Source organism: Streptomyces sp. NPDC006610, from assembly GCF_040611575.1.
GTDB lineage: Bacteria > Actinomycetota > Actinomycetes > Streptomycetales > Streptomycetaceae > Streptomyces.
Map to the genome: position 1 here is coordinate 83836 of NZ_JBEXOP010000004.1, position 20895 is coordinate 104730.

Below are 20895 nucleotides of genomic sequence, written 5' to 3' on the forward strand. Positions count from 1 at the left end.
TCTCCTCGTCGAAAGCGGGGCGGTGACGGCGGCTCGGGATCAGCGCGGGCGGGTGGCGGTCAGCGGAGGCGGAACGCCTTCATCAGGCGCAGGCTGCGGCTCATGAACGCCGCGTACTGCTCGTCGTCCATGCCCAGTGACGGCGCCATCGGCAGCAGCCGCTGCTGGGCGACGGTCTGGGACTCGGTGTACTTGAGGATGCCCTCGGAGCCGTGGCGGCGGCCGAGGCCGGAGTCCTTCATGCCGCCCATCGGGGCCTGGACGCTGCCGTACGCGGACGCGTAGCCCTCGTTGACGTTCACGGTGCCGGTGCGCAGCCGGGCGGCGACCGCGCGTCCGCGCCGGCCGTCCTTCGTCCAGACGGAGGAGTTGAGGCCGTACGGCGTGGAGTTGGCGAGTTCGACGGCCTCGTCCTCGGTCCTGAACCGGTGGACGCAGACGACTGGGCCGAAGGTCTCCTCCGTGCAGACCGCCATCGCGTCCGTGACCCCGTCGAGGACGGTCGGCTCGTAGAAGTACGGGCCGATGTCCGGGCGGGCGACGCCGCCGGCCAGGATCCGCGCGCCCTTGGCGACGGCCTCGTCCACGTGTCGCCGTACGGTGTCCAGCTGCTGCCCGCTCACCAGGGAACCCATGTCCGCTCCGTAGGCGAGGGCGCTGCCCAGCCGCATGGCGCGGGTGCGGGCCACGAAGCGCTCCAGGAACGCGTCGGCGACGGACTCGTGCACGTACAGCCGCTCGACGGAGATGCACAGCTGCCCGGCGGAGGAGAAACAGGCCCGCACGGCCCCGGCCGCCGCCTTCTCGATGTCGGCGTCCGCGAGGACCAGCATGGCGTTCTTGCCGCCGAGTTCGAGCGATACGCCCACCAGCCGGTCGGCGGCGACCTGGGCGACCTCGCGGCCGGTGCGGGTGGAGCCGGTGAAGGAGACGTAGTCGCCGCGTTTGACGACCTCGGGACCGACGACGGGACCGAGGCCGATCACGGCCTGGAGGACGTCGGCGGGCAGACCGGCCTCGATCAGCAGGTCACGGGCCCACAGCGCGGTCAGGCAGGACTCGGTGTCGGGTTTCATCACCACCGCGTTGCCCGCGACCAGGGCGGGCAGCGCGTCGCCGACGGACAGCTCCAGCGGGTAGTTCCAGGGGACGATCTGCCCCACGACCCCGCGCGGGTGGCGCAGCTCGGTGACCTTCGTGAGCATCGGCACGGCCCCGGTGCGCCGCCTGGGGCGCAGATAGGCGGGCGCCTTGCGGCCGTAGTGGCGGGCGGCGACGGCGACGGCCTGCACCTCCTCGTGGGCGTGCAGCCGGGCCTTGCCGGTCTCCAGCTGGATCAGGTCGAGCACCTCGGCCTGACGCTCCAGCACCAGGTCGTGGAAGCGCAGCAGGACGGCGGCCCGCTGCCGGACGGGCGTGCGTTCCCACACCGCCTGGGCGGCCCGGGCCCGGTCGAAGGCCGCCGCCACGTCCTCGGGCGTGGACTCGGGCAGGTCGGCCAGCTTCTCGCCGGTGAACGGCGTGTGGTTGGCGGTCCGGCCCGACCCGGTCACGCCCTTGGTGAGCCGGGCGACCAGCTCGGGGGTGACCACGTCCGCGGCGGTGCGGACCCCCGCCGGGGCGGGGGCGAGGGGGTTGGTGCCGGTGGTGGTGGCCGTGCGGGTCTCTTCCGTGGCCTGCTCCAGGGCCTGCGCGTCCGTCATGAGGCGCAGGGTATGCCCGGGCGGAACGTTTGTGTACCCGTCGGTAACAGCCATTCACCGGGTACTCACAATCCGCCAGTGATCACTGGCGGCAAACCCGCTGATCAGGGTGTTGCTCAGCGGTCGCCAGCCGTACGTCGGTTCGCACCGCGGTTTCCGCGGACGTCCCCGCCGATTTCCAGCCGGTCGCGGACGCCCCTGAACAGCGCGGTGCCGCGCTCCTCGTCCGGGGTGCCCTCGGGCATGTCGACGCGCAGTTCGTACAGGCGGCTGTCCCCGGTGAGGATCATCAACTGCATGACCCGGGTCCGGACGCCGTCGGCGCTGTACGTGGTGTCGGCGAGCACGGCCTCGTACCCCCGGAGGCTGGTGGGGCTGTACCGCGTGCGCGCGTCGCCCTCGGCCAGGTCCCAGTCGGCGTGCGCCTCCTTCGCCTGGCCCATCGGGGAGCGGGGCGCCCTGTCCCACTGGGTGAGGCGTACGGCGACGCCGTCCTCCTCGTAGATCACGATCCGCGGCTGGTACCGCGCGCTGCCCTGCCGGGCGAACTCCTCGTAGGAGGCGGGGACCGAGAGGGCGGCGTCCATCTCCGGCTGGTGGTGCTTCGTCCAGGTACCCGCCGTGGCGGGCGGGGTGCGGGACGCAGACACGGAGGGGGATGGGGACGAGGACGGGGAGAGGGCCGTGGACGGAGCGGCGGCCCGTGCGTCGCCCTCGCCTCCCTCCGTCCCCGTGAAGGAGGAGGCGGCGAACCACGCCCCGCCGACCAGGAGCACCCCGAGCAGCACGAGCGGGATGCGGCGGCGCGGCGGCCGGGACGGCTCGGGGGCGAGGGCGGGGCTCGGGGCCGGATCGGGGCTCGGAGCCGGATCGGGGTCCTCCGCAACGCCCGGAACCGTGACCGGCGCGCTTGCGCCGCCTTCTCGCCGCCCTCCGCCGAGCGCCACCGTCCCCGCGTCGTCCGCGAAGCCGCCCAACCCCTCCGCGTCCTGCGCCACCGTCACCTCGCGCCCGGGCGCCTCCGGCCGGCCCCGCGCGACCGCCGACAGCACCTCGGCGGTCTCCTCCGGGCCGGGCCTCGCCTCCGGGTCCTTCGCCAGCAGCCGCACGAGCAGCGGGCCCAGCGGGCCGGCCTGCTTCGGCTCGGGCGGATCGGCGGCGAGGATCGCGGCGAGCGTCGCCTCCGGTGTCGTACGGCGGAACGGGGACCCGCCCTCCACCGCGGCGTACAGCAGCACGCCGAGGGACCACAGGTCGCAGGCCGGTCCGGCGATGCCCCGGCCGGACATCCGCTCGGGTGCGACGAATTCCAGCGAGCCGACGAACTCCCCGCTGACGGTGAGGGACTCCTCGCCCTGGACGTGGGCGATGCCGAAGTCGGTGAGGACCACGCGGCCGTGCGGGCCGAGGAGGACGTTGGCGGGCTTGACGTCGCGGTGCACGATGCCGACGGCGTGTGCGGCGCGCAGCGCGCCGAGGACGGCGAGGCCGATGCGGGCGGCCTCGGGGGCGGGCAGCGGCCCGCGCGCGAGGACCTCGTGCAGGGACTCGCCGCGGACCAGTTCCATCACGATCCAGGGCAGTCCCCCGTCCACCGCCTCCCGGCCCTCGCCCTCGACGACGACGTCGTGGATGGAGACGGCGCAGGGGTGGTCGACGCGGGCGGCGGCGCGGGCCTCGCGGTAGAGCCGGTGGGCGGCCCTGCGGTGGCCGTCGCCCTCCGGGTCTCCCGCCAACCGGGGCTGCTTGACGGCGACTTCGCGGTCGACCAGTTCGTCGTGGGCCCGCCACACGGTGCCCATTCCGCCGGAGCCGATGCGCTCGATCAGCCGGTAGCGTCCGCCGACCAGCCGCCCGCCGGTCACCGGTGCGTCGCGCTGGTGTTCGCCGCCGTCACTCATGCCCCATGCCTACCCCGCCGGCCGCCACCTTGTCGACGCGGACGGACCGGCGATCGGACACCGACGGACGGATCCGCACGCCGACTTCGGGACGGCCCGCGTCAGGGCTTGTGCACCTCGAAGTTGGCGATCGCCGCCTTCGCCACCTCGCGCCCGCGCTCGTCGAAGTCGCCCTTGCCCGGGTAGCTGATGGTCAGCTTGTACATGTCCCCGGTCGCGGCGGACTTGTAGTAGAAGATCTGGACCTCGCGAGGGCGTGGGTTCTGGCTGTCGGTGGTCCGGTAGACGACGGTGTTCTTCGCGGCCTTGCGGCCGTCGTAGGTGGCCTTGTCGTCCGGGTTGGTCTTCGCGTCCTCGCCCATCCCGAGGTCGTAGTCCCCGTTCTCCCGGAAGTCCTCGTCGTCCTCGTACATCTCGGCCGCCGCCGTGGCCGCGATGTCGCCGATGGCGTCCTCGGCCTTCTTGTCCAGGTTCAGCCCGATCCAGACGGTGCCGCTGACGTCCGCGTACGTCACCCAGTGCTCGTCGCCTGCCGCGTCGTCCGGCCGCTGCTCCACATAGCCCTCGGGCACGGCGAGCGTCGCGCCGAGGTCCTTGACGTCGTGCGTCCTCCAGTCGGCGGGCAGCACGGGCGGCGGGCCCGCGAACGGGTTCGCGGCCACGAGGTACGCCACCAGCGCGGCGGCCACGGCTCCCGCGCCGAAGCCGAGCCACAGCTGCCGGCCGGCCCGTCCGGCGCGCCGCCCGCTCTCCGGCGCGGCGGCCGTCACGAAGTGCGTGGGGACGGGCGCCGGCGGGTTGGCGGCGGCTTCGAGCAGCGCGCGCACCTGGGCGGCGTTCGGGCGGGTCGCCGGGTCCTTGCGGAGCAGGCCGTTGATGGCTTCGGCGAGCGGCCCCTGCGCGGCGGCGGGCGGGGCGGGGGTGGCGTTCAGGACGGACTGGAGGGTGGCCGGGGTGTTGCTGCGGCGGAACGGCGAGACGCCCTCGGTCGCCGCGTACAGGACGACGCCGAGCGACCACAGGTCGGACGCCGGGCCGGGACGCTGGCCCAGCACCCGCTCCGGCGCGATGTACTCGGGCGAGCCGACGAAGCCACCGGTGTCGGTGAGGTTGGTCTCGCCCTCGATCTGCGCGATGCCGAAGTCGGTCAGAACGACCCGGTCGTGCCGGCCGAGCAGCACGTTGTCCGGCTTGACGTCGCGGTGCAGGATGCCCGCCGCGTGCGCGGCCTCCAGCGCGCCGAGCACCTCCAGGCCGATGCGGGCGGCCTCGCGCGCGCCGAGCGTGCCCTCCTGGAGGGCGTCGCCGAGGGAGCGGCCCTGCACGAGTTCCATCACGATCCACGGCCGGCCGTCCTCGATGGCCACGTCGTGCACGTTCACGACCGCCGGGTGGTCGAGCCGGGCCGCGGCACGCGCTTCGCGGCGCATGCGCTCGAAGGCGTTGGCGCGTTCGCGTTCGGGAAGATGGTCGGGGACTCGCGGCTCCTTGACCGCGACCTCGCGGTCCACCGTCTCGTCCTTGGCCCGCCACACCGTGCCCATGCCGCCGTGCCCGAGCTTGGCCAGCAGCCGGTAACGGCCGCCGATGAGCCGTCCGGCGCCGGGGTCCCGGAGAGGCTGCGGAGCCGGCCGGGGCGCGACGACCTGGGTGGGCGCGGCGTACGGGTTGCCCGGGTGCGGAACGCCGACCGCGTGCGGGTTCGGCGGTTGCAGTGCGAAACTCGTCGGCTCGTCGGCCCCGTGGCGGGCTCCCCCGTTGTTGCTCATGCTCCCTGTCATATCGCGCCGGAAGCCCCCGCTTCCAGGGCGGGCGGCGGGCAGTCACAGAGCCGTGACTCAGTACGCGGCATATCTCCCGTTCACACGCATTGCGGCCGGTCGTGCTCCGTACGGCCGCACCGGCTGCCCGGTGCCCGTCGTACGGCCCTCAGCGCGGCGCGGGCGCCGACGTCCCTCCCGGCGCGTGCACGGACGGCGTCCCCGGGGTGGTCAGGGACGTGCGGGGCGCCGGGGTCGTGGGCGTGCGGCCTCCGTCGTCGCCCTCGCCGCTCATCAGCAGCAGCGCCGCCGACATCCCGGCCCCGGCCAGCGCGGCGACCAGCAGGGCGAGCGCCAGCCGTTCCCGCGCCGCGCGCCGGGCCCTGCGGGACGACTCGGTCGGCGGCGTCGGCGTGGTGCGGCCGGTCTCGCGGAAGTCGCGCAGCAGCCGCTCCGCCCGCACCGCGTCCAGTCGCCGCTCCGGGTCGCGCTCCAGCAGTCCCCGTACGACCGGCAGCAGCGGCTCGGCCTGCGCCGGGAACCGGATGTCCGCGGAGACCACCGCGAGCAGCACCCCGCTGAGCGTGTCCCGCTGGAACGGGGACCGGCCGCTCACCGCCGTGCACAGCAGCACGCCGAGCGACCACAGGTCGGACGCCGGGCCGGTGCCGCCCCCGGCCATCCGCTCGGGCGCGGTGTACTCGGCCGACCCGACGAAGGAACCGGCCTCGGTGAGCGTGCTGGCGCCCTCGACATGGGCCACGCCGAAGTCGGTGAGGACGACCCGGCCGGTGCCGGACTCGATGAGGACGTTGGCGGGTTTGAGATCCCGGTGCAGCACCCCGGCCTCGTGGGCGGAGCGCAGCGCGCCGAGCAGGGCGATGCCGATGCGGGCGGCCTCGTGGGGGTCGACGGGGCCGTGGTCGGCGATCCGCTCGGCCAGCGACGGGCCGTCGATCAGCTCCATGACCATGTACGGGTGTTCGTCGTCCTCCACGACGTCGTGGACGACGATGATGTGCGGGTGCCGCAGCTGGGCGACCGCGCGGGCCTCGCGCAGGGTGCGGTCGCGCCGGGCCCGCGCCTCGTCGGCAGGGAGCGAGAGGGAGTCGTCCTGCGGGATCTCCTTGACGGCGACCCGCCGGCCGAGCAGTTGGTCGGTCGCCGACCACACGACGCCCATCCCTCCGCTCCCGAGCAGTTCCTCGAGCCGGTAACGCCCCGCGATGAGCCTCCCACCTGCTCTCTCGGTCGCCATGCGCCCATCATGCACCAGCCGGAGCCGACCCTTCCGAGACGCGTACGCAGGCTGGCCGACAACAGCCCCTGAACGGCCCGGTCCTTCGCTCAGACGTACGCCCGCTCAGCCCGTCTGGGTCCGCCAGCTGCGCAGCACCGCGTCGAACCGCTGCCGGGTGGTGTCCCAGTCCCCTGCGGGGCCGGACATGTAGATGGCGTACTCGGTGCCGTCGCGCGCGATGTACATCTCCTCGATCGCCCGGCGCGGTCCCGGGTGGATGGCGGTGTCGTCGGACGCCCGCGCGGTCCAGGTGTACTCCCAACGGGCGCTCGGCCTGTCCCGGTAGACGGTCTCCCTCAGCTCCACGCGCCGATAGTCCTCCAGTCCCTGGAGCTGCTGTTCGAGGTCGAGCTGATGGTCCTTCGGGTGGGCGAAGTCGGGGGACTTGTCGATGCCGATGCGCAGGAGGTGGACGCCGTCGTCGGGCGTGTAGTCGATCTGGGTGAGGTCGCCCTCGACGCCGTACACCGACCGCTGCCAGCTCGCGTCCGGCAGGGAGAGACCGAAACCCGCCGGGTCGTCGACGCCGATCCAGCCCTCGGGCCCGGACCCGCCGGTTCCGGACTCCTGCGTCCCGGACGTCTCCGGGCTGGGGCTCGGTTCGGGGGTCGGCTCCGTCGTGCGCGGGTCCGTCGTCCGCGTCGGCCCGGGGTCCGGGGAGGAGGAGGCGCCGGAGCGGGCGTCGCGGTCGCCGTCCCACTGGTGCAGGCCCACCGCGACGCCGCCGCCGATGAGCGCCGCGAGCACGACGACGAGGGCGGCGTTGCGCATGCGCCGACGACCGGGCGACGGCGCCGGGGGGTGCTGGGGCTGGGGGTGCTGGGGCTGGAGGTAGTGCGGCTGGGGGTACGACGGCGGGACGTGCGGGGCGGGGTGGGCGAGGGTGCCGTGCTCGGGCGGCGGCGGGGCGGCGTGCGGCGCGGTCGGCGCGAATCCCTGCGCCGCCCCGTGCGTCGACGCCTGCGTCGGCCCTTGCGCCGCCCGCGGGGTCCGGCCCTCGGCCGTCTCGGCCAGCAGCCGTTCGGTCTCGGCCGCGTCGGGCCGGGCCGCGGGCTCCTTGCGCAGCAGCGCGCCGATGACGGGCGTGAGCGGGCCGGCGTACCGCGGCTCGGCCGGGGAGTCCTCCACGACGGCCTGCATGGTGGCGAGCACGGAGGTGCGGCGGAACGGTGAGCTGCCCTCCACCGCCGCGTACAGCGTCGCGCCGAGCGACCACAGGTCGGACGCCGGGCCGGGGTCGTGGCCTCGGACGCGTTCGGGCGCGAGGTAGTCGACGGAGCCGACGACCTCTCCGGTGCGGGTGATGGTGCTGTCGCCCTCGATCTGCGCGATGCCGAAGTCGGTGAGCAGGACCCGGCCGTCGTGGGCGAGCAGGACGTTGCCGGGCTTGACGTCGCGGTGCAGCACTCCGGCGGCGTGCGCGGCGCACAGGGCGCGCAGCACCCACAGGCCGATCCGGGCGGCCTCGGCGGGCGCGATCCGCCCGTCGGCCTTGATCGCGTCGGCGAGCGAGCGGCCCTCGACCAGTTCCATCACGATCCAGGGCCGGCCGTCGTGCTCCAGCACGTCGTGCACGGTGACGACGGCGGAGTGGTTGATCCGCGCCGCCGCCCGCGCCTCGGCCCGGGTTCGCGCCATGAGGACGGACCGCTCGTTGTCCGGGACGTAGAGCGCGGCCGTGAGTTCCTTGATGGCCACCGCCCGGTGCACCACCTCGTCGTGGGCGCGCCACACCCGGCCCATGCCGCCGCTGCCGATGGCGTCGGTGAGCCGGTAGCGGCCCCCCAGGAGCGGCCCCTGCATCTGATTCACGTTCCCCCGCAGTGTTCTTGACAGGCTCAGCGTAGGGACGGACCCGCACACGGGGAACCGCGCGGGCGGCACGGAGACACCACTGTGACGGTTGCCGTCTTCCGTGACGGACGGGAGCCGGGCGCCGCCGGCCCGCACCCCGGTCGGCCGGCCCCCGGAACCCGCGCGCCGCGAACCCCGGTCAGCCGGCCCGGTAGGTGGCCGCCGCCTGGTCGTAGAGCCGTGTCACCTCGTCCCGTTCGGCTTCGGGTCCGCGGATCTGCAGGACGTGGTAGCGCCCGTCGATCAGCATCGCGAGGTTGCGCACGAACAGGTCCCGGCCGGCCTCGTCGCTCCAGGTGAACTGTCCCTCGGCCATGGTGCGCCCGCCCACCTGAATGGTCTTCAGGCCGGAGGAGGTGGCCCAGCTGGACTCGCGGTACGGCCGCAGCTCCGGCTCGCTCTCCCGCTGGTACGCCATCGGGTCGCTGCCGTACTCGTCGGCGGCGTCCCGTCCGGGTACGACGAGCAGCTCGAAGTCGCCCTTGCGGTAGACGACCTGGCCGCTGCCGTTCTTCGGGGCGCGCTCGAAGCCCTGGGCGACGGCGACGCGGAAGCCCTCCGGGTCGGTGCGCAGGGTGAAGCCGTCGCCGAGCTCGGGACCGCCGGTCTGCGTCTCGGCGTCGCCGGTGGACGTGCCGGGGTCGCCGGGGGTGGTCTGGTCGGGGCGGGGCTCGCTGCTCGCCTCCGGGGAGGGGGCGGGGGCCTCGCTGACCTGTCCGGCGACGCCGGTGCGGTCGGAGCCCTCGACGACGGCGCGGTCGTCGTCCTTGGGCATGAACATCATGGCGTACGCGATGGCGCCGGCCAGCCCGAGCATGACCAGCACCAGCAGGGTGCGGCCGAGGCTGCGCGGTGAACGCGTCCTCTCCCGGCCCCGCTTGTGCCGTCCGTGGGTCGCGGGCAGACCGGCGCGCCGCCTGCGCACCAGCTCGCCCCGGCGGCGCACGATCGGCAGCCGGCGCGCGTCGACCGGCGGCGCGGGCACGACGTGCACCCCCGCCTCCGGCTCGGGCGCGGAGCGGACCAGGGAGCGCAGCCAGCCGCGCAGTTCCTCGAAGTCGAGCCGTTCGGTGGGGTCCTGGCGCAGCAGCGACTCCACGACCGGCCGCAGCGGACCGCATTCCTCGGCGTACGCGGGCGGCTCGGCGCACACCATCTGCACCAGCTCGGCCGTGGACTCCTCCGGGTAGGGCGCGTGTCCCTGGACGGCGCGGAAGAGCAGCGCGCCGAGCGCCCACAGGTCGGTGGCGGGGCCGATGGGCGGGGCCAGCTGCCAGTTCTCGTGCACCGGACCGGCCTGCTCGGGCGCCCAGCGCTCGGTGACCGGCCCGACCACGGCCATCCGCGCCTGCCGGGCCCGCTCCGCGGCGAGGGCGGTGCCCGGCCCGCGCCGGGCGACGGGCGCGCCGACGGAGGGCTCGTCCCAGCCCGAGGGGGCGCCGCGGCCCTGCTGTGCGGGCACGCCGCCGTGGGCGGGGGTCAGCGCCTCGGGGCCCGTGCTGCCCGCAGGGGTGCGCGGGACGCCGCCCGGCCGGGGCCTGCCGTCGACGCCGTAGGGGTCGGCTATCTGTCCGGGGGGCGTGTTCTCGTCGCGCGGTTCGGGGGCGGGGCGGGCGCCGGGCAGGGTGGCCCGGCCGTTCTGCTGGGCCTCGTGGACGCGGGCCGCCGCGCGTGCCCCGGCGCGGTAGGCCGCGATGGCGCCGGCCCGCGCTGCCCTGATGTCCCCGCCGGTCTCCTGTCCGCCGCGCGGGGCGGGTGGTCCGCCCGCGCCGGGCGGCAGGGCCGTGCCGGGCGCCGACGGCAGCGCACCGGCCGCCCGCGCCTCGATGGCGGCCCGCCGGGCGGCCTCCGGGTCACCGGCGTCCGGCGGCCCCAGGACGGCGCCCGTGTCCTCGCCCGGCACCGGCAGGCGCATGCCCTCGGGCACCGGGTCGTAGCCGCACAGCGCCTCCTCCGCCGCCCCGACCGCGAGGCCGGTCAGCACGACCCGGCCGTCGTCGCAGACGAGGACGGTGCGGGCGGTGATGTTGCGGTGGACCCAGCCGTGCGCGTGCAGCACCCGCAGGGCGGTGAGGACGTCGGAGGCCACCTCGGCCGCCCGGTACGGCGTCAGCGGCTGCTCGGCGAGGAGGGCGGCCAGCGGGCGAGCGGCCACCAGCTCGCTGACGACCCACAGGGAGCCGCCCTCGGCGAACACGTCGAAGACCTGGTCGAGCCTGGGGTGGTCGGGGACGCGCGCCGCGGCCTGGGCCGCCTCCACCGCGCGCCGCACCGCCGGATCGGCCGGCCCGCGCCCGCCCGGCGCACGGCCCGCCGCGCCCCGGTCGCGCGCCGTGAAACCGGCGGGCAGCCCTTCCGCGTCGAGTACCTCCGCTTCCAGGACCTCCGGCAACGGCACCTGCCTGACCAGGACTTCCTGGCCGCTGTAGGTGTCGAAGGCCCGGGTCTCGGTGAGTTCGTACTCGTCGGACGGGGGCAGCGGCAGGCGGTAGCGGTCGGCGAGTACCCGGCCCGCGTAGTCGTCCACGTTGCCTCCCCCGGCCGCCCGGTGGTCAAGTCCGTTCGTCTGGCATCGCGTTCCCGCTGCTGACGGTTCGCAAGCACTCACGATACGTGCCGGAGGCAACTCGCACGGACGGGATGCGACATCTCACGTCCCGATCCGGTGCGGAATCCGCCCGCCGACGTCGGTCAGGCCTTCGGCCGGAACGTCTTCGTCAGCGTGCGCCAGGTGCTCCTGCGCAGCTCGCCGCCCCACTCGGCGGCCTTCGCCGTGTACATCAGCGCGTAGCCCTGACGGTCGTTCACCACGAAGCCGCGGTCGATCGTCCGGTATTCGGTCCCGCCGTCGACGTAGGTGAACTCCCAGTCGGCGGTGTTCCAGCCCTTGTAGTCGACGGCTTCTATCCGGATCCGGTCGTACTGGGAGCGCGTCATGAAGCGTTCCTGGTTCTTCCAGTCCGCGACGGGGTCGTCCTTGGGCGTGGAGGTCCAGGCGATGAGCAGCTTCTGTCCGCCGGGGCCGGTGAAGCGGTCGCCGGCCGCGTCGGAGGTGCCGTACTTCCAGCCCTTGGGCAGGCCGATGGAGTAGCCCTGGGCGCCCCGGTGGGTGGTGACGGCGGTGGTGCCGCCCTGCTTGCCGGAGCCGGCCGAGTCGTCGGAGCCGTCGTCTGAACCCCGCGCGTCGTCGTCCTCGTCGCCGGCCGGGCCGCCGCCCGCGCCGGTGCCGGACGGGGCGGGCCGCGTCGTGCTGGAATGGGTGGCGTCGCCGTCCGCGCGGGCGCCGCCGTCGTCGGAGCGGGTGCCGGCGCTCGCACTGGCGGCGGGCCTGCCGCTGGGGCCGGCGGAGCCGCCGGAGCCTTCGTCGTCGCCGAGCGTGGCGGTCAGCACCACGCTGAGGACGGCGAGCAGCACCACGACCGCGATGACGACGAGCGTGCGCCGGGAGACGACGTCGGTGATCGGCGCGCGGGGCGCGGGCCGCGGGGGCAGGTCGGGCGGCGTCATCACGGGCCAGCCGGAACTCCGGCCGCCCGAGGCGCCGTTCGCTCCGGCGCCCGGGTCGGACGCCAGGGCGGTGGCCGACGTGACGGCCGGGTCCCCCGTGGCCGGGGACGCGGAGGCGGCGGGCGTGTCGCTCGCGGACTTGGCTCCGGCGGCGCCCCCCGCGGCGACGGCGGCCTTGCGCACGGAGCGCAGCGCCCCGCGCAGCCGTTCGGCCGCCTCGTCGCCGCGCTTGCCGCCCGCCGCGCCCCCGCCGCGCGCGGGTCCGTCCGGCAGCGGAGGCAGCGGGACGACGCGGGTGGCGTCGGCGGGCTGGGCGGTCTTCGGGTCGGGCGCCTGGATCACGGCCTTGAGCAGCGCCCGCGCGCCCGCGTCGTCGAGCCGCTTGTCGGGGTCCTTGTTGAGCAGGCCGTAGATGACGTCCCGCAGCGGGCCGGCGTTCCTCGGCTCCTCCAGCGGCTCGGTCATCACCGCGGTCAGCGTGGCGATGGCGGAGCCCTTGTCGTACGGCGGGGAGCCCTCGACGGCCGCGTAGAGCAGTCCGCCGAGCGACCACAGGTCGGCCGCGGGGCCGGGCTTGTGGCCGCGGGCGCGCTCCGGGGAGATGTACGAGGGGGCGCCGACGAGCATGCCGGTGGAGGTGATGGAGGGGTCGCCCTCGACCTGGGCGATGCCGAAGTCGGTGAGCACGACCCGGCCGTCGTCGGCGATGAGCACGTTCGACGGCTTCACGTCGCGGTGCAGGATGCCCTCGCGGTGCGCCGAGCGCAGCACGTCGAGGACGGCGAGGCCGACCTCGGCGGCGCGCCTGGGCTCCAGCAGGCCGTCCTCGCGGATGACCTCGGCGAGCGACTTGCCCTCGACCAGCTCCATGACGATCCACGGCCGGTCGTCCTCGTCGACCACGTCGAAGACGGTGACGGCGCTGGTGTTCCGGATCCGGGCGATGGCCTTGGCCTCGCGCAGGGTCCGGGTGATGAGCCGTCGCTTCTCCTCCTCGTCGATGTTGGCCGGAAAGCGCAGTTCCTTGACGGCGACGGTCCGGCCGAGGGTTTCGTCCTCGGCGCGCCACACCGTGCCCATGCCACCGCGGCCCAGCACCGCTCCCAGCCGGTACCGCCCGGCGAGGAGACGCTCGTTGTTGTCCTGACGAGTGTCCTGACGGGATGTCCCCGCCCGCTCCGCCTCCGACATGCGTCCCCTCATGCAACCCGCCCTGACAGAGGCTCCATTGTCCCTCACCCGACAAGTGCCCGACGCCCAGGGTGCCCTCGTCCGGCGCCGACGTCGACCGACATGGCGGACAAAGGCCGTCAAAGACTCCCCCGTGGTCCGACCCGTGCCCTCGGCGTTCCCCGCCCGTTACAACGGCACGATGTCCGGCGCCCCCAGGCGGGCCGCGTCCGCCGTGAGGTCGTCCGGCTGGCGCTGCGACTCCCGTTCGGCCTCGACGCGCTTGTCGTAGTGGCGGATCTCGCGCTCGATCTGGTCCTCGTCCCAGCCGAGGACGGGCGCCATCAGCTCCGCGGCCTCGCGGGCGCAGCGGGTGCCGCGGTCGAAGGTCTCGATGGAGATGCGGGTGCGCCGGGTCAGCACGTCGTCGAGGTGGCGCGCGCCCTCGTGCGAGGCGGCGTAGACGACTTCGGCGCGCAGATAGTCCTCGGCGCCCGTCAGCGGTTCGCCGAGCGAGGAGTCGGCGGCGACGAGTTCGAGGACCTCCTCGGCCATCGAGCCGTAGCGGTTGAGCAGATGCTCGACCCGCACCACGTGCAGCCCGGTGCGGGCGGCGATGCGCGCGCGGGCGTTCCACAGCGCCCGGTAGCCCTCGGCGCCGAGCAGCGGCACGTCCTCGGTGACGCACTCGGCGACGCGCAGGTCGAGCCCGTGCACCGCCTCGTCCACCGCGTCCTTGGCCATCACCCGGTACGTCGTGTACTTGCCGCCCGCCACCACGACCAGCCCCGGCACCGGGTGGGCGACGGTGTGCTCGCGCGAGAGCTTGCTGGTGGCGTCGGACTCGCCGGCCAGCAGCGGGCGCAGCCCCGCGTAGACGCCCTCCACGTCGTCGCGGGTGAGCGGCACCGCGAGCACGGAGTTGACGTGCTCCAGCAGGTAGTCGATGTCGGCGCTGGACGCGGCCGGGTGCGCCTTGTCGAGGTCCCAGTCGGTGTCGGTGGTGCCGATGATCCAGTGCCGGCCCCAGGGGATGACGAAGAGCACGGACTTCTCGGTGCGCAGGATCAGTCCGGTGCCGGAGTGGATGCGGTCCTTGGGGACGACGAGGTGGATGCCCTTGGACGCCCGGACGTGGAACTGCCCCCGCTCGCCCACCATCGCCTGGGTGTCGTCGGTCCACACGCCGGTGGCGTTGACGATCTGCTTGGCGTGGATCTCGTACTCCCCGCCGCCCTCGACGTCCTGCACCCGCGCTCCGACGACGCGTTCGCCCTCGCGCAGGAACCCGGTCACCCGCGCGCGGTTGGCAGCGTGGGCGCCGTAGGAGGCGGCCGTGCGGACCAGGGTGGCCACGAAGCGGGCGTCGTCCATCTGGGCGTCGTAGTACTGGAGTGCGCCGACCAGGGCGTCCTTCTTCAAGCAGGGGGCGACGCGCAGGGCGTGACGGCGGCTCAGGTGCCGGTGCACGGGCAGGCCCCGGCCGTGGCCGCGGGCCATCGACATGGCGTCGTAGAGGGCGACGCCCGACCCGGCGTACAGGCGCTCCCAGCCCTTGTGCTGCAACGGGTACAGGAACGGCACCGGCTTCACCAGGTGCGGGGCGAGGCGCTCCAGCAGCAGCCCGCGCTCCTTCAACGCCTCGCGCACCAGCGCGAAGTCGAGCATCTCCAGATACCGCAGACCGCCGTGGACGAGCTTGCTGGACCTGCTCGACGTGCCCGACGCCCAGTCGCGCGCCTCGACCAGGCCGGTGGACAGCCCGCGGGTCACGGCGTCGAGGGCGGTGCCGGCGCCGACCACGCCGCCGCCCACGACCAGGACGTCCAGCTCCCGCTCGGCCATCGCCGCCAGCGACTCGGCGCGCTGCTCCGGTCCCAGTGTCCCTGTCCTCACAGCTGCCTCCCGCTCATCGCCCGGCCCGTATCCCCATGCCCAGATTCTCACCGGGTTGCCCGACTTCGGCCACCACGCACCCCCAGCCTGTGGACAACTCCACGGAAACGCGCGCCATCAATCCCGCATATCGGTCATATTTACTCCTAGTCTGACATTGCGCTCGCCCGAACTGTCCACAGGGCTTGCGCACCTGTCCCGCTTCGGTTACTGGGAAGGACGGCCCACGCCATGCCCGCAGATCTCGCCGTCATCGGACTCGGCCCGCTCGGCCTGCCGCTGGCCCAGGCCGCCGTCGCCGCCGGCATCCCCACCGTCGGCTTCAAGACCGGCCCCGAGCCCGGGTCGCTCAGCCCCGCCGAACTGCGCCGGATGGTCTCGGGCGGCTTCCGGCACGCCGCCGGCCCCGCCGACCTCGGCCGGGTGCGCACCGCCGTGATCTGCGCACCGACGCCCCGCACCCCCACCGGCGGGCTGGACCTCGGCCAGGTGGAGACCGCCGCCCGCACCCTGGCCGCCCGGCTGCGCCCGCACACCACGGTCATCCTGGAGTCGCCGGTGTACCCGGGCACCACCGAGGAGTTCCTGCGCCCCCTGCTGGAGAAGGGCTCCGGCCTCCGCGCGGGCCGCGACTTCCACCTCGCCTACTCCCCCAGCCGGGTGGACCCGGGCAACCGCGACTTCACCCCGGCCAACACGCCCAAGGTCATCGGCGGCCTCACCCCCGCCTGCACCGAGTCGGCCGCCGCCTTCTACGGCCGGCTCACCGACAAGGTGGTACGCGCGCGTGGACCGCGGGAGGCGGAGACCGTGCAGCTGCTGGAGACCAACTACCGGCACGTCAACATCGCCCTCGTCAACGAGATGGCCGTCCTCTGCGCCGACCTGGGGGTCGACCTGTGGGACGTCATCCGCTGCGCGGAGACCAAGCCGTTCGGCTTCCAGGCCTTCCGCCCCGGCCCCGGCGTCGGCGGCCACTCCCTCCCGCAGGACCTCACCGGCCGCGCGGGCCGCGGACTGCGCATGGTGGAACTGGCCCGGCAGGTCAACGAGCAGATGCCCCGCTACGTCGTCCAGCGCGCGGCGGCGCTGCTCAACGAGCACGGCAAGTCGGCCCGCGGCGCGCGCGTGCTGCTCCTCGGCGTCACCTACAAGCCCGACCTGGCCGACCAGCAGGGCACTCCCGCCCAGGAGATCGCCGTCCGCCTGATGGAACTGGGCGCGGCCGTCAGCTACCACGACCCCTACATCCCGTCCTGGAGCGTCCTGGACCGCCCGGTCCCGCGCGCCGACTCCCTCTACGAGGCCGCGGCCGACGCCGATCTGACGATCCTTCTGCAGCAGCACCGCACCTACGACCTCCAGGGCCTGTCCGTGAAGGCGCAGCTGCTCCTGGACACCCGGGGCGCGACCCCGACGGGCGCCGCCCACCGCCTGTGACCCGCCGCGCGCGGTGCCCCGGAATTGGACTGGCACGCCTGTCGGAGGCGCCTGCTACTGTTCGGCGTCTTCGCGCACACACCGTGCGCGCACCACCGCTCGTTCACCATTTCTCGGGGGAACCCTGTCATGACCCAGCCAATACCGCCGCAGCCCACCGACGGCAACCCGTTCGCCCAGCAGCAGGCCCAGCCCGCCGACGGCAACCCGTTCGGCCAGCTGCCGCCGGCCCCGCCCGCCCGCGGCAACGTCGCCCTCGGCGTGGTCACCGCCGTCGTGGTCGCCCTGGTCACGGCCGGGATCTACGGCGCCATCGTCGGCGCCACCGAGTACGAGATCGGCTACGCGGCGGTCGGCGTCGGCTTCCTCGTCGGCTTCGGAGCCGGCAAGGTCGGCGGGGCCAACCCGGTGCTGCCCGTGGTGAGCGCCCTGCTGTCGCTCGGCGCCGTCTACCTGGGCCAGCTCATCGGCATCTCGATGATCGCCGGCGACCTGGCGGGCGTCTCCGCGACGACCATGTTCACCGAGCACTTCGACATCCTGACCGAGGCCTGGAAGGAGTCCGCGGACGCGATGTCCTTCCTGTTCTTCGCCATCGGCGCGGTCGCCGCGTTCTCCGGCGCCAAGAAGGCCGCCGCGTAACCAGCGCGCGCCGGCATGCGCAAGGCCCTCGTTCCCCGGGCCGGGAACGAGGGCCTTGCGCATGTCCTGGGTGCTTCCCGGGTGCTCCGGGGTCAGCGCCGGTGCACCGAGTCCGCCACCGTCACCTCGACGCGCTGGAACTCCTTCAGCTCGCTGTAGCCCGTGGTGGCCATGGCGCGGCGCAGGGCGCCGAAGAAGTTCATCGAGCCGTCCGGGGTGTGCGACGGGCCGGTGAGGATCTCCTCGATCGTGCCGACCGTGCCGAGGTCGACCTTCTTGCCGCGCGGCAGCTCCTCGTTGACGGCCTCCATGCCCCAGTGGTGGCCCCGGCCCGGCGCGTCGGTGCCGCGGGCCAGCGGGGAGCCCATCATCACCGCGTCGGCGCCGCAGGCGATCGCCTTGGGCAGGTCGCCGGACCAGCCGACCCCGCCGTCCGCGATGACGTGCACGTACCGGCCGCCCGACTCGTCCATGTAGTCCCGGCGGGCCGCAGCCACGTCCGCCACCGCCGTCGCCATCGGGACCTGGATGCCGAGCACATTGCGCGTGGTGTGCGCCGCGCCGCCGCCGAAGCCGACCAGGACGCCGGCCGCGCCGGTGCGCATCAGGTGCAGGGCGGCGGTGTAGGTGGCGCAGCCGCCGACGATCACCGGGACGTCCAGCTCGTAGATGAACTGCTTCAGGTTCAGCGGCTCGTGCGAGGACGAGACGTGCTCCGCCGAGACGGTGGTGCCGCGGATGACGAAGATGTCCACGCCCGCGTCCACCACGGCCTTGGAGAACTGCGCGGTGCGCTGCGGGGAGAGCGCGGCGGCGGTGACCACGCCCGCGTCGCGCACCTCCTTGAGCCGCTGCCCGATCAGCTCTTCCTTGATCGGGGCCGCGTAGACCTCCTGGAGACGGCGGGTGGCGGCCTCGGCGGGCAGCTCGGCGATCTCGTCCAGGAGCGGCTGCGGGTCCTCGTAGCGCGTCCACAGGCCCTCGAGGTTCAGGACGCCGAGGCCGCCCAGCTCGCCGATGCGGATCGCGGTGGCCGGGGAGACGACCGAGTCCATGGGAGCGGCCAGGAAGGGCAGCTCGAATCGGTAGGCGTCGATCTGCCAGGCGATCGAGACCTCCTTCGGGTCCCGCGTACGGCGGCTGGGGACGACGGCGATGTCGTCGAAGGCGTACGCCCGGCGGCCGCGCTTGCCGCGCCCGATCTCGATCTCAGTCACGTCTGTGGCCTTTCCTGTTGCGTTTCAGCGCCTTCCAGTATCCCCGACGGGCACGGCGAGGGCGGCCCCGGAGCCTCCGGGACCGCCCTGACGACGCGCGCGGGTTACTTGTGACGGCTGTAGTTCGGCGCCTCTACGGTCATCTGGATGTCGTGCGGGTGGCTCTCCTTCAGGCCCGCGGAGGTGATCCGCACGAACCGCCCGTTCGCCTGCAGCTCCGGCACGGTCCGGCCGCCGACGTAGAACATCGACTGGCGCAGACCGCCGACCAGCTGATGGACGACCGAGGAGAGCGGGCCGCGGTAGGGCACCTGGCCCTCGATGCCCTCGGGGACGAGCTGCTCGTCGGAGGCGACGCCCTCCTGGAAGTAGCGGTCCTTGGAGAACGACTTGCGGTCGCCGCGGGACTGCATGGCCCCGAGCGAGCCCATGCCGCGGTACGACTTGAACTGCTTGCCGTTGATGAACATCAGCTCGCCCGGCGACTCCTCGCAGCCCGCGAGCAGGGAGCCGAGCATCACCGTGTCGGCGCCCGCGACGAGGGCCTTGGCGATGTCGCCGGAGTACTGCAGACCACCGTCGCCGATCACCGGGACGCCGGCCGCGCGGGCGGCGAGGGCGGCCTCGTAGATGGCGGTGACCTGGGGGACGCCGACGCCGGCGACCACGCGGGTCGTGCAGATCGAGCCGGGGCCCACGCCCACCTTGATGCCGTCCGCGCCCGCGTCGACCAGGGCCTGGGCGCCGTCGCGGGTGGCGACGTTGCCGCCGATGACGTCGACGCCGGCGGAGTTGGACTTGATCTTGGCGACCATGTCGCCGACCAGCCGGGAGTGGCCGTGCGCGGTGTCCACGACGATGAAGTCGACGCCGGCCTCGATCAGTGCCTGGGCGCGCTCGTAGGCGTCGCCGGCCACGCCGACCGCCGCGCCGACGATGAGGCGGCCCTCGGCGTCCTTGGCGGCGTTCGGGTACTTCTCGGCCTTGACGAAGTCCTTGACCGTGATCAGGCCCTTGAGGACGCCGTCGTCGTCGACCAGCGGCAGCTTCTCGATCTTGTGCTTGCGCAGCAGTTCCACGGCGTCCGTGCCGGAGATCCCGACCTTGCCGGTGACCAGCGGCATCGGCGTCATGACCTCGCGCACCCGGCGGGTGCGGTCGGTCTCGAAGGCCATGTCGCGGTTGGTGACGATGCCGAGCAGCTTCTTGTCGCCGTCGGTGACCGGGACGCCGCTGATGCGGAACTTGGCGCACAGCGCGTCCGCCTCGGCGAGCGTGGCGTCGGGGTGGATGGTGATCGGGTCGGTGACCATGCCTGACTCGGACCGCTTCACCAGGTCGACCTGGTTGGCCTGGTCCTCGATGGACAGGTTGCGGTGCAGGACGCCGACGCCGCCCTGGCGGGCCATCGCGATCGCCATGCGCGACTCGGTGACCTTGTCCATGGCGGCGGACAGCAGCGGGATGTTCACCCGCACGTTCTTGGAGACGTACGAGGCGGTGTCGATCTCGTCGGGTGCCATGTCCGACGGGCCCGGCAGCAGCAGCACGTCGTCGTAGGTCAGCCCGAGGGTCGCGAATTTGTCGGGCACTCCGTCGACGTTGGCAGTCATGACACCTTCCCCAAATGGCCTTGCTCGGTGCGGACGCCCATGCTAACGGGAAGCGGAGGTGTCCCATTCCACGGTCGCGGGCGGCGTCCGCCTTCGTGTGTTCGTACGACGGCTCGGTCCGTTCGTCCGGCGGACCGGGCGAACCCGGCGCATCGCCGCCGTCTTCCTACTGTTCGGCCAGCGCGCGCAGCCGGCTCAGCGCCCTGTGCTGTGCAACCCGCACGGCCCCGGGTGACATTCCCAACATCTGGCCCGTCTCCTCGGCCGTGAGGCCCACCGCGATGCGCAGCAGCAGCAGCTCGCGCTGGTTCTCGGGGAGGTTGGCCAGCAGTTTCTTGGCCCATTCGGCGTCGCTGCTGAGCAGCGCCCGCTCCTCGGGGCCCAGCGAGTCGTCGGGCCGCTCCGGCATCTCGTCCGAGGGCACCGCCGTGGAGCCCGGGTGCCGCATCGCCGCCCGCTGGAGGTCGGCCACCTTGTGCGCGGCGATCGCGAAGACGAACGCCTCGAAGGGGCGCCCGGTGTCCCGGTAGCGCGGCAGGGCGAGGAGGACGGCGACGCAGACCTCCTGGGCGAGGTCCTCGACGAAGTGGCGCGCGTCGCCGGGGAGCCGGGACAGGCGTGTACGGCAGTAGCGCAGCGCCAGGGGATGGACATGGGCGAGCAGGTCGTGCGTCGCCTGCTCGTCTCCGTCGACCGCGCGGTGGACGAGCGCGCCGAAAGGGCCTGGGGCCGTGGCCGCCGCCTCGTCGTCACGCATCGGCCCATGGTGCCCTGCGGCCGACTGCTCCGCGGCACCGCCTCCGTTGTTGTGCACCGAAGCGTTATGAGCAGGTGCGCCGGAACTCATCCCCTGCGCCCTCCCCTTCCGCTCGACCGACTCGTCCCCGAGGAA

General features: G+C 73.9%; 13 protein-coding genes. 2 read left to right on the forward strand and 11 right to left on the reverse strand.

What is annotated here, in order from left to right:
* Positions 1 to 59: 59 nt before the first annotated feature.
* The 8 genes from ABZY13_RS04775 to ABZY13_RS04810 form a co-directional block, all read right to left on the reverse strand.
* Entirely contained in the window at positions 60 to 1703 is a 1644-nt protein-coding gene (locus ABZY13_RS04775; RefSeq protein WP_356627437.1) for a succinic semialdehyde dehydrogenase, read from the reverse strand.
* 116 nt (positions 1704 to 1819) lie between these two features.
* Positions 1820 to 3604, reverse strand: a complete 1785-nt coding sequence (locus tag ABZY13_RS04780) for a serine/threonine-protein kinase (protein ID WP_356627438.1) — start codon at positions 3602 to 3604, stop codon at positions 1820 to 1822.
* A 101-nt stretch (positions 3605 to 3705) separates the two neighbouring features.
* Entirely contained in the window at positions 3706 to 5373 is a 1668-nt protein-coding gene (locus tag ABZY13_RS04785; RefSeq protein WP_356627439.1) for a serine/threonine-protein kinase, read from the reverse strand.
* Between the two features lie 160 nt (positions 5374 to 5533).
* On the reverse strand, positions 5534 to 6622 hold the full coding sequence (locus ABZY13_RS04790) for a serine/threonine-protein kinase (RefSeq protein WP_356627440.1): 1089 nt from the start codon (positions 6620 to 6622) through the stop codon (positions 5534 to 5536).
* A gap of 105 nt (positions 6623 to 6727) precedes the next feature.
* The gene (locus ABZY13_RS04795; RefSeq protein WP_356627566.1) at positions 6728 to 8467 is read right to left on the reverse strand and encodes a serine/threonine-protein kinase; all 1740 of its coding nucleotides are present in this window, start codon (positions 8465 to 8467) and stop codon (positions 6728 to 6730) included.
* Between the two features lie 190 nt (positions 8468 to 8657).
* The gene (locus ABZY13_RS04800; protein ID WP_356627441.1) at positions 8658 to 11045 is read right to left on the reverse strand and encodes a protein kinase; all 2388 of its coding nucleotides are present in this window, start codon (positions 11043 to 11045) and stop codon (positions 8658 to 8660) included.
* Positions 11046 to 11209: 164 nt separating this feature from the next.
* Positions 11210 to 13216 (reverse strand): serine/threonine-protein kinase, encoded by a 2007-nt coding sequence (locus tag ABZY13_RS04805; RefSeq protein ID WP_356627567.1) that lies wholly within the window; start codon positions 13214 to 13216, stop codon positions 11210 to 11212.
* A gap of 168 nt (positions 13217 to 13384) precedes the next feature.
* The gene (locus ABZY13_RS04810) at positions 13385 to 15091 is read right to left on the reverse strand and encodes a glycerol-3-phosphate dehydrogenase/oxidase (RefSeq protein WP_356627442.1); all 1707 of its coding nucleotides are present in this window, start codon (positions 15089 to 15091) and stop codon (positions 13385 to 13387) included.
* A 231-nt stretch (positions 15092 to 15322) separates the two neighbouring features.
* Between ABZY13_RS04810 and ABZY13_RS04815 the strand changes: the two genes are divergently transcribed.
* Both ABZY13_RS04815 and ABZY13_RS04820 read left to right on the forward strand, forming a co-directional pair.
* Positions 15323 to 16531 carry a nucleotide sugar dehydrogenase gene (locus ABZY13_RS04815; protein ID WP_356627443.1) on the forward strand — a complete coding sequence of 403 codons (1209 nt, stop codon included), beginning with the start codon at positions 15323 to 15325 and terminating at the stop codon, positions 16529 to 16531.
* A gap of 129 nt (positions 16532 to 16660) precedes the next feature.
* Positions 16661 to 17173, forward strand: a complete 513-nt coding sequence (locus ABZY13_RS04820) for a hypothetical protein (protein WP_356627444.1) — start codon at positions 16661 to 16663, stop codon at positions 17171 to 17173.
* Positions 17174 to 17265: 92 nt separating this feature from the next.
* Here ABZY13_RS04820 and ABZY13_RS04825 read toward each other — a convergent pair whose 3' ends face one another.
* From ABZY13_RS04825 to ABZY13_RS04835, 3 genes are all read right to left on the reverse strand, one after another.
* Positions 17266 to 18390, reverse strand: a complete 1125-nt coding sequence (locus ABZY13_RS04825) for a GuaB3 family IMP dehydrogenase-related protein (RefSeq protein ID WP_356627445.1) — start codon at positions 18388 to 18390, stop codon at positions 17266 to 17268.
* A gap of 104 nt (positions 18391 to 18494) precedes the next feature.
* Entirely contained in the window at positions 18495 to 20003 is a 1509-nt protein-coding gene (gene guaB / locus ABZY13_RS04830) for an IMP dehydrogenase (protein WP_356627446.1), read from the reverse strand.
* Between the two features lie 166 nt (positions 20004 to 20169).
* A complete protein-coding gene (locus tag ABZY13_RS04835; protein WP_356627447.1) occupies positions 20170 to 20760 on the reverse strand; it encodes a sigma-70 family RNA polymerase sigma factor in 591 nt (196 codons plus the stop codon).
* Between the last annotated feature and the right edge of the window lie 135 nt (positions 20761 to 20895).

What these genes read in the sequence shown, in the direction of transcription:
- ABZY13_RS04795 (WP_356627566.1), bottom strand. Translation starts at nt 8,467, where the DNA reads ATGCAGGGGCCGCTCCTGGGGGGCCGCTACCGGCTCACCGACGCCATC.
- ABZY13_RS04780 (WP_356627438.1), bottom strand. Translation starts at nt 3,604, where the DNA reads ATGAGTGACGGCGGCGAACACCAGCGCGACGCACCGGTGACCGGCGGG.
- ABZY13_RS04835 (WP_356627447.1), bottom strand. Translation starts at nt 20,760, where the DNA reads ATGCGTGACGACGAGGCGGCGGCCACGGCCCCAGGCCCTTTCGGCGCG.
- guaB (WP_356627446.1), bottom strand. Translation starts at nt 20,003, where the DNA reads ATGACTGCCAACGTCGACGGAGTGCCCGACAAATTCGCGACCCTCGGG.
- ABZY13_RS04775 (WP_356627437.1), bottom strand. Translation starts at nt 1,703, where the DNA reads ATGACGGACGCGCAGGCCCTGGAGCAGGCCACGGAAGAGACCCGCACG.
- ABZY13_RS04790 (WP_356627440.1), bottom strand. Translation starts at nt 6,622, where the DNA reads ATGGCGACCGAGAGAGCAGGTGGGAGGCTCATCGCGGGGCGTTACCGG.
- ABZY13_RS04820 (WP_356627444.1), top strand. Translation starts at nt 16,661, where the DNA reads ATGACCCAGCCAATACCGCCGCAGCCCACCGACGGCAACCCGTTCGCC.
- ABZY13_RS04815 (WP_356627443.1), top strand. Translation starts at nt 15,323, where the DNA reads ATGCCCGCAGATCTCGCCGTCATCGGACTCGGCCCGCTCGGCCTGCCG.
- ABZY13_RS04805 (WP_356627567.1), bottom strand. Translation starts at nt 13,216, where the DNA reads ATGTCGGAGGCGGAGCGGGCGGGGACATCCCGTCAGGACACTCGTCAG.
- ABZY13_RS04785 (WP_356627439.1), bottom strand. Translation starts at nt 5,373, where the DNA reads ATGAGCAACAACGGGGGAGCCCGCCACGGGGCCGACGAGCCGACGAGT.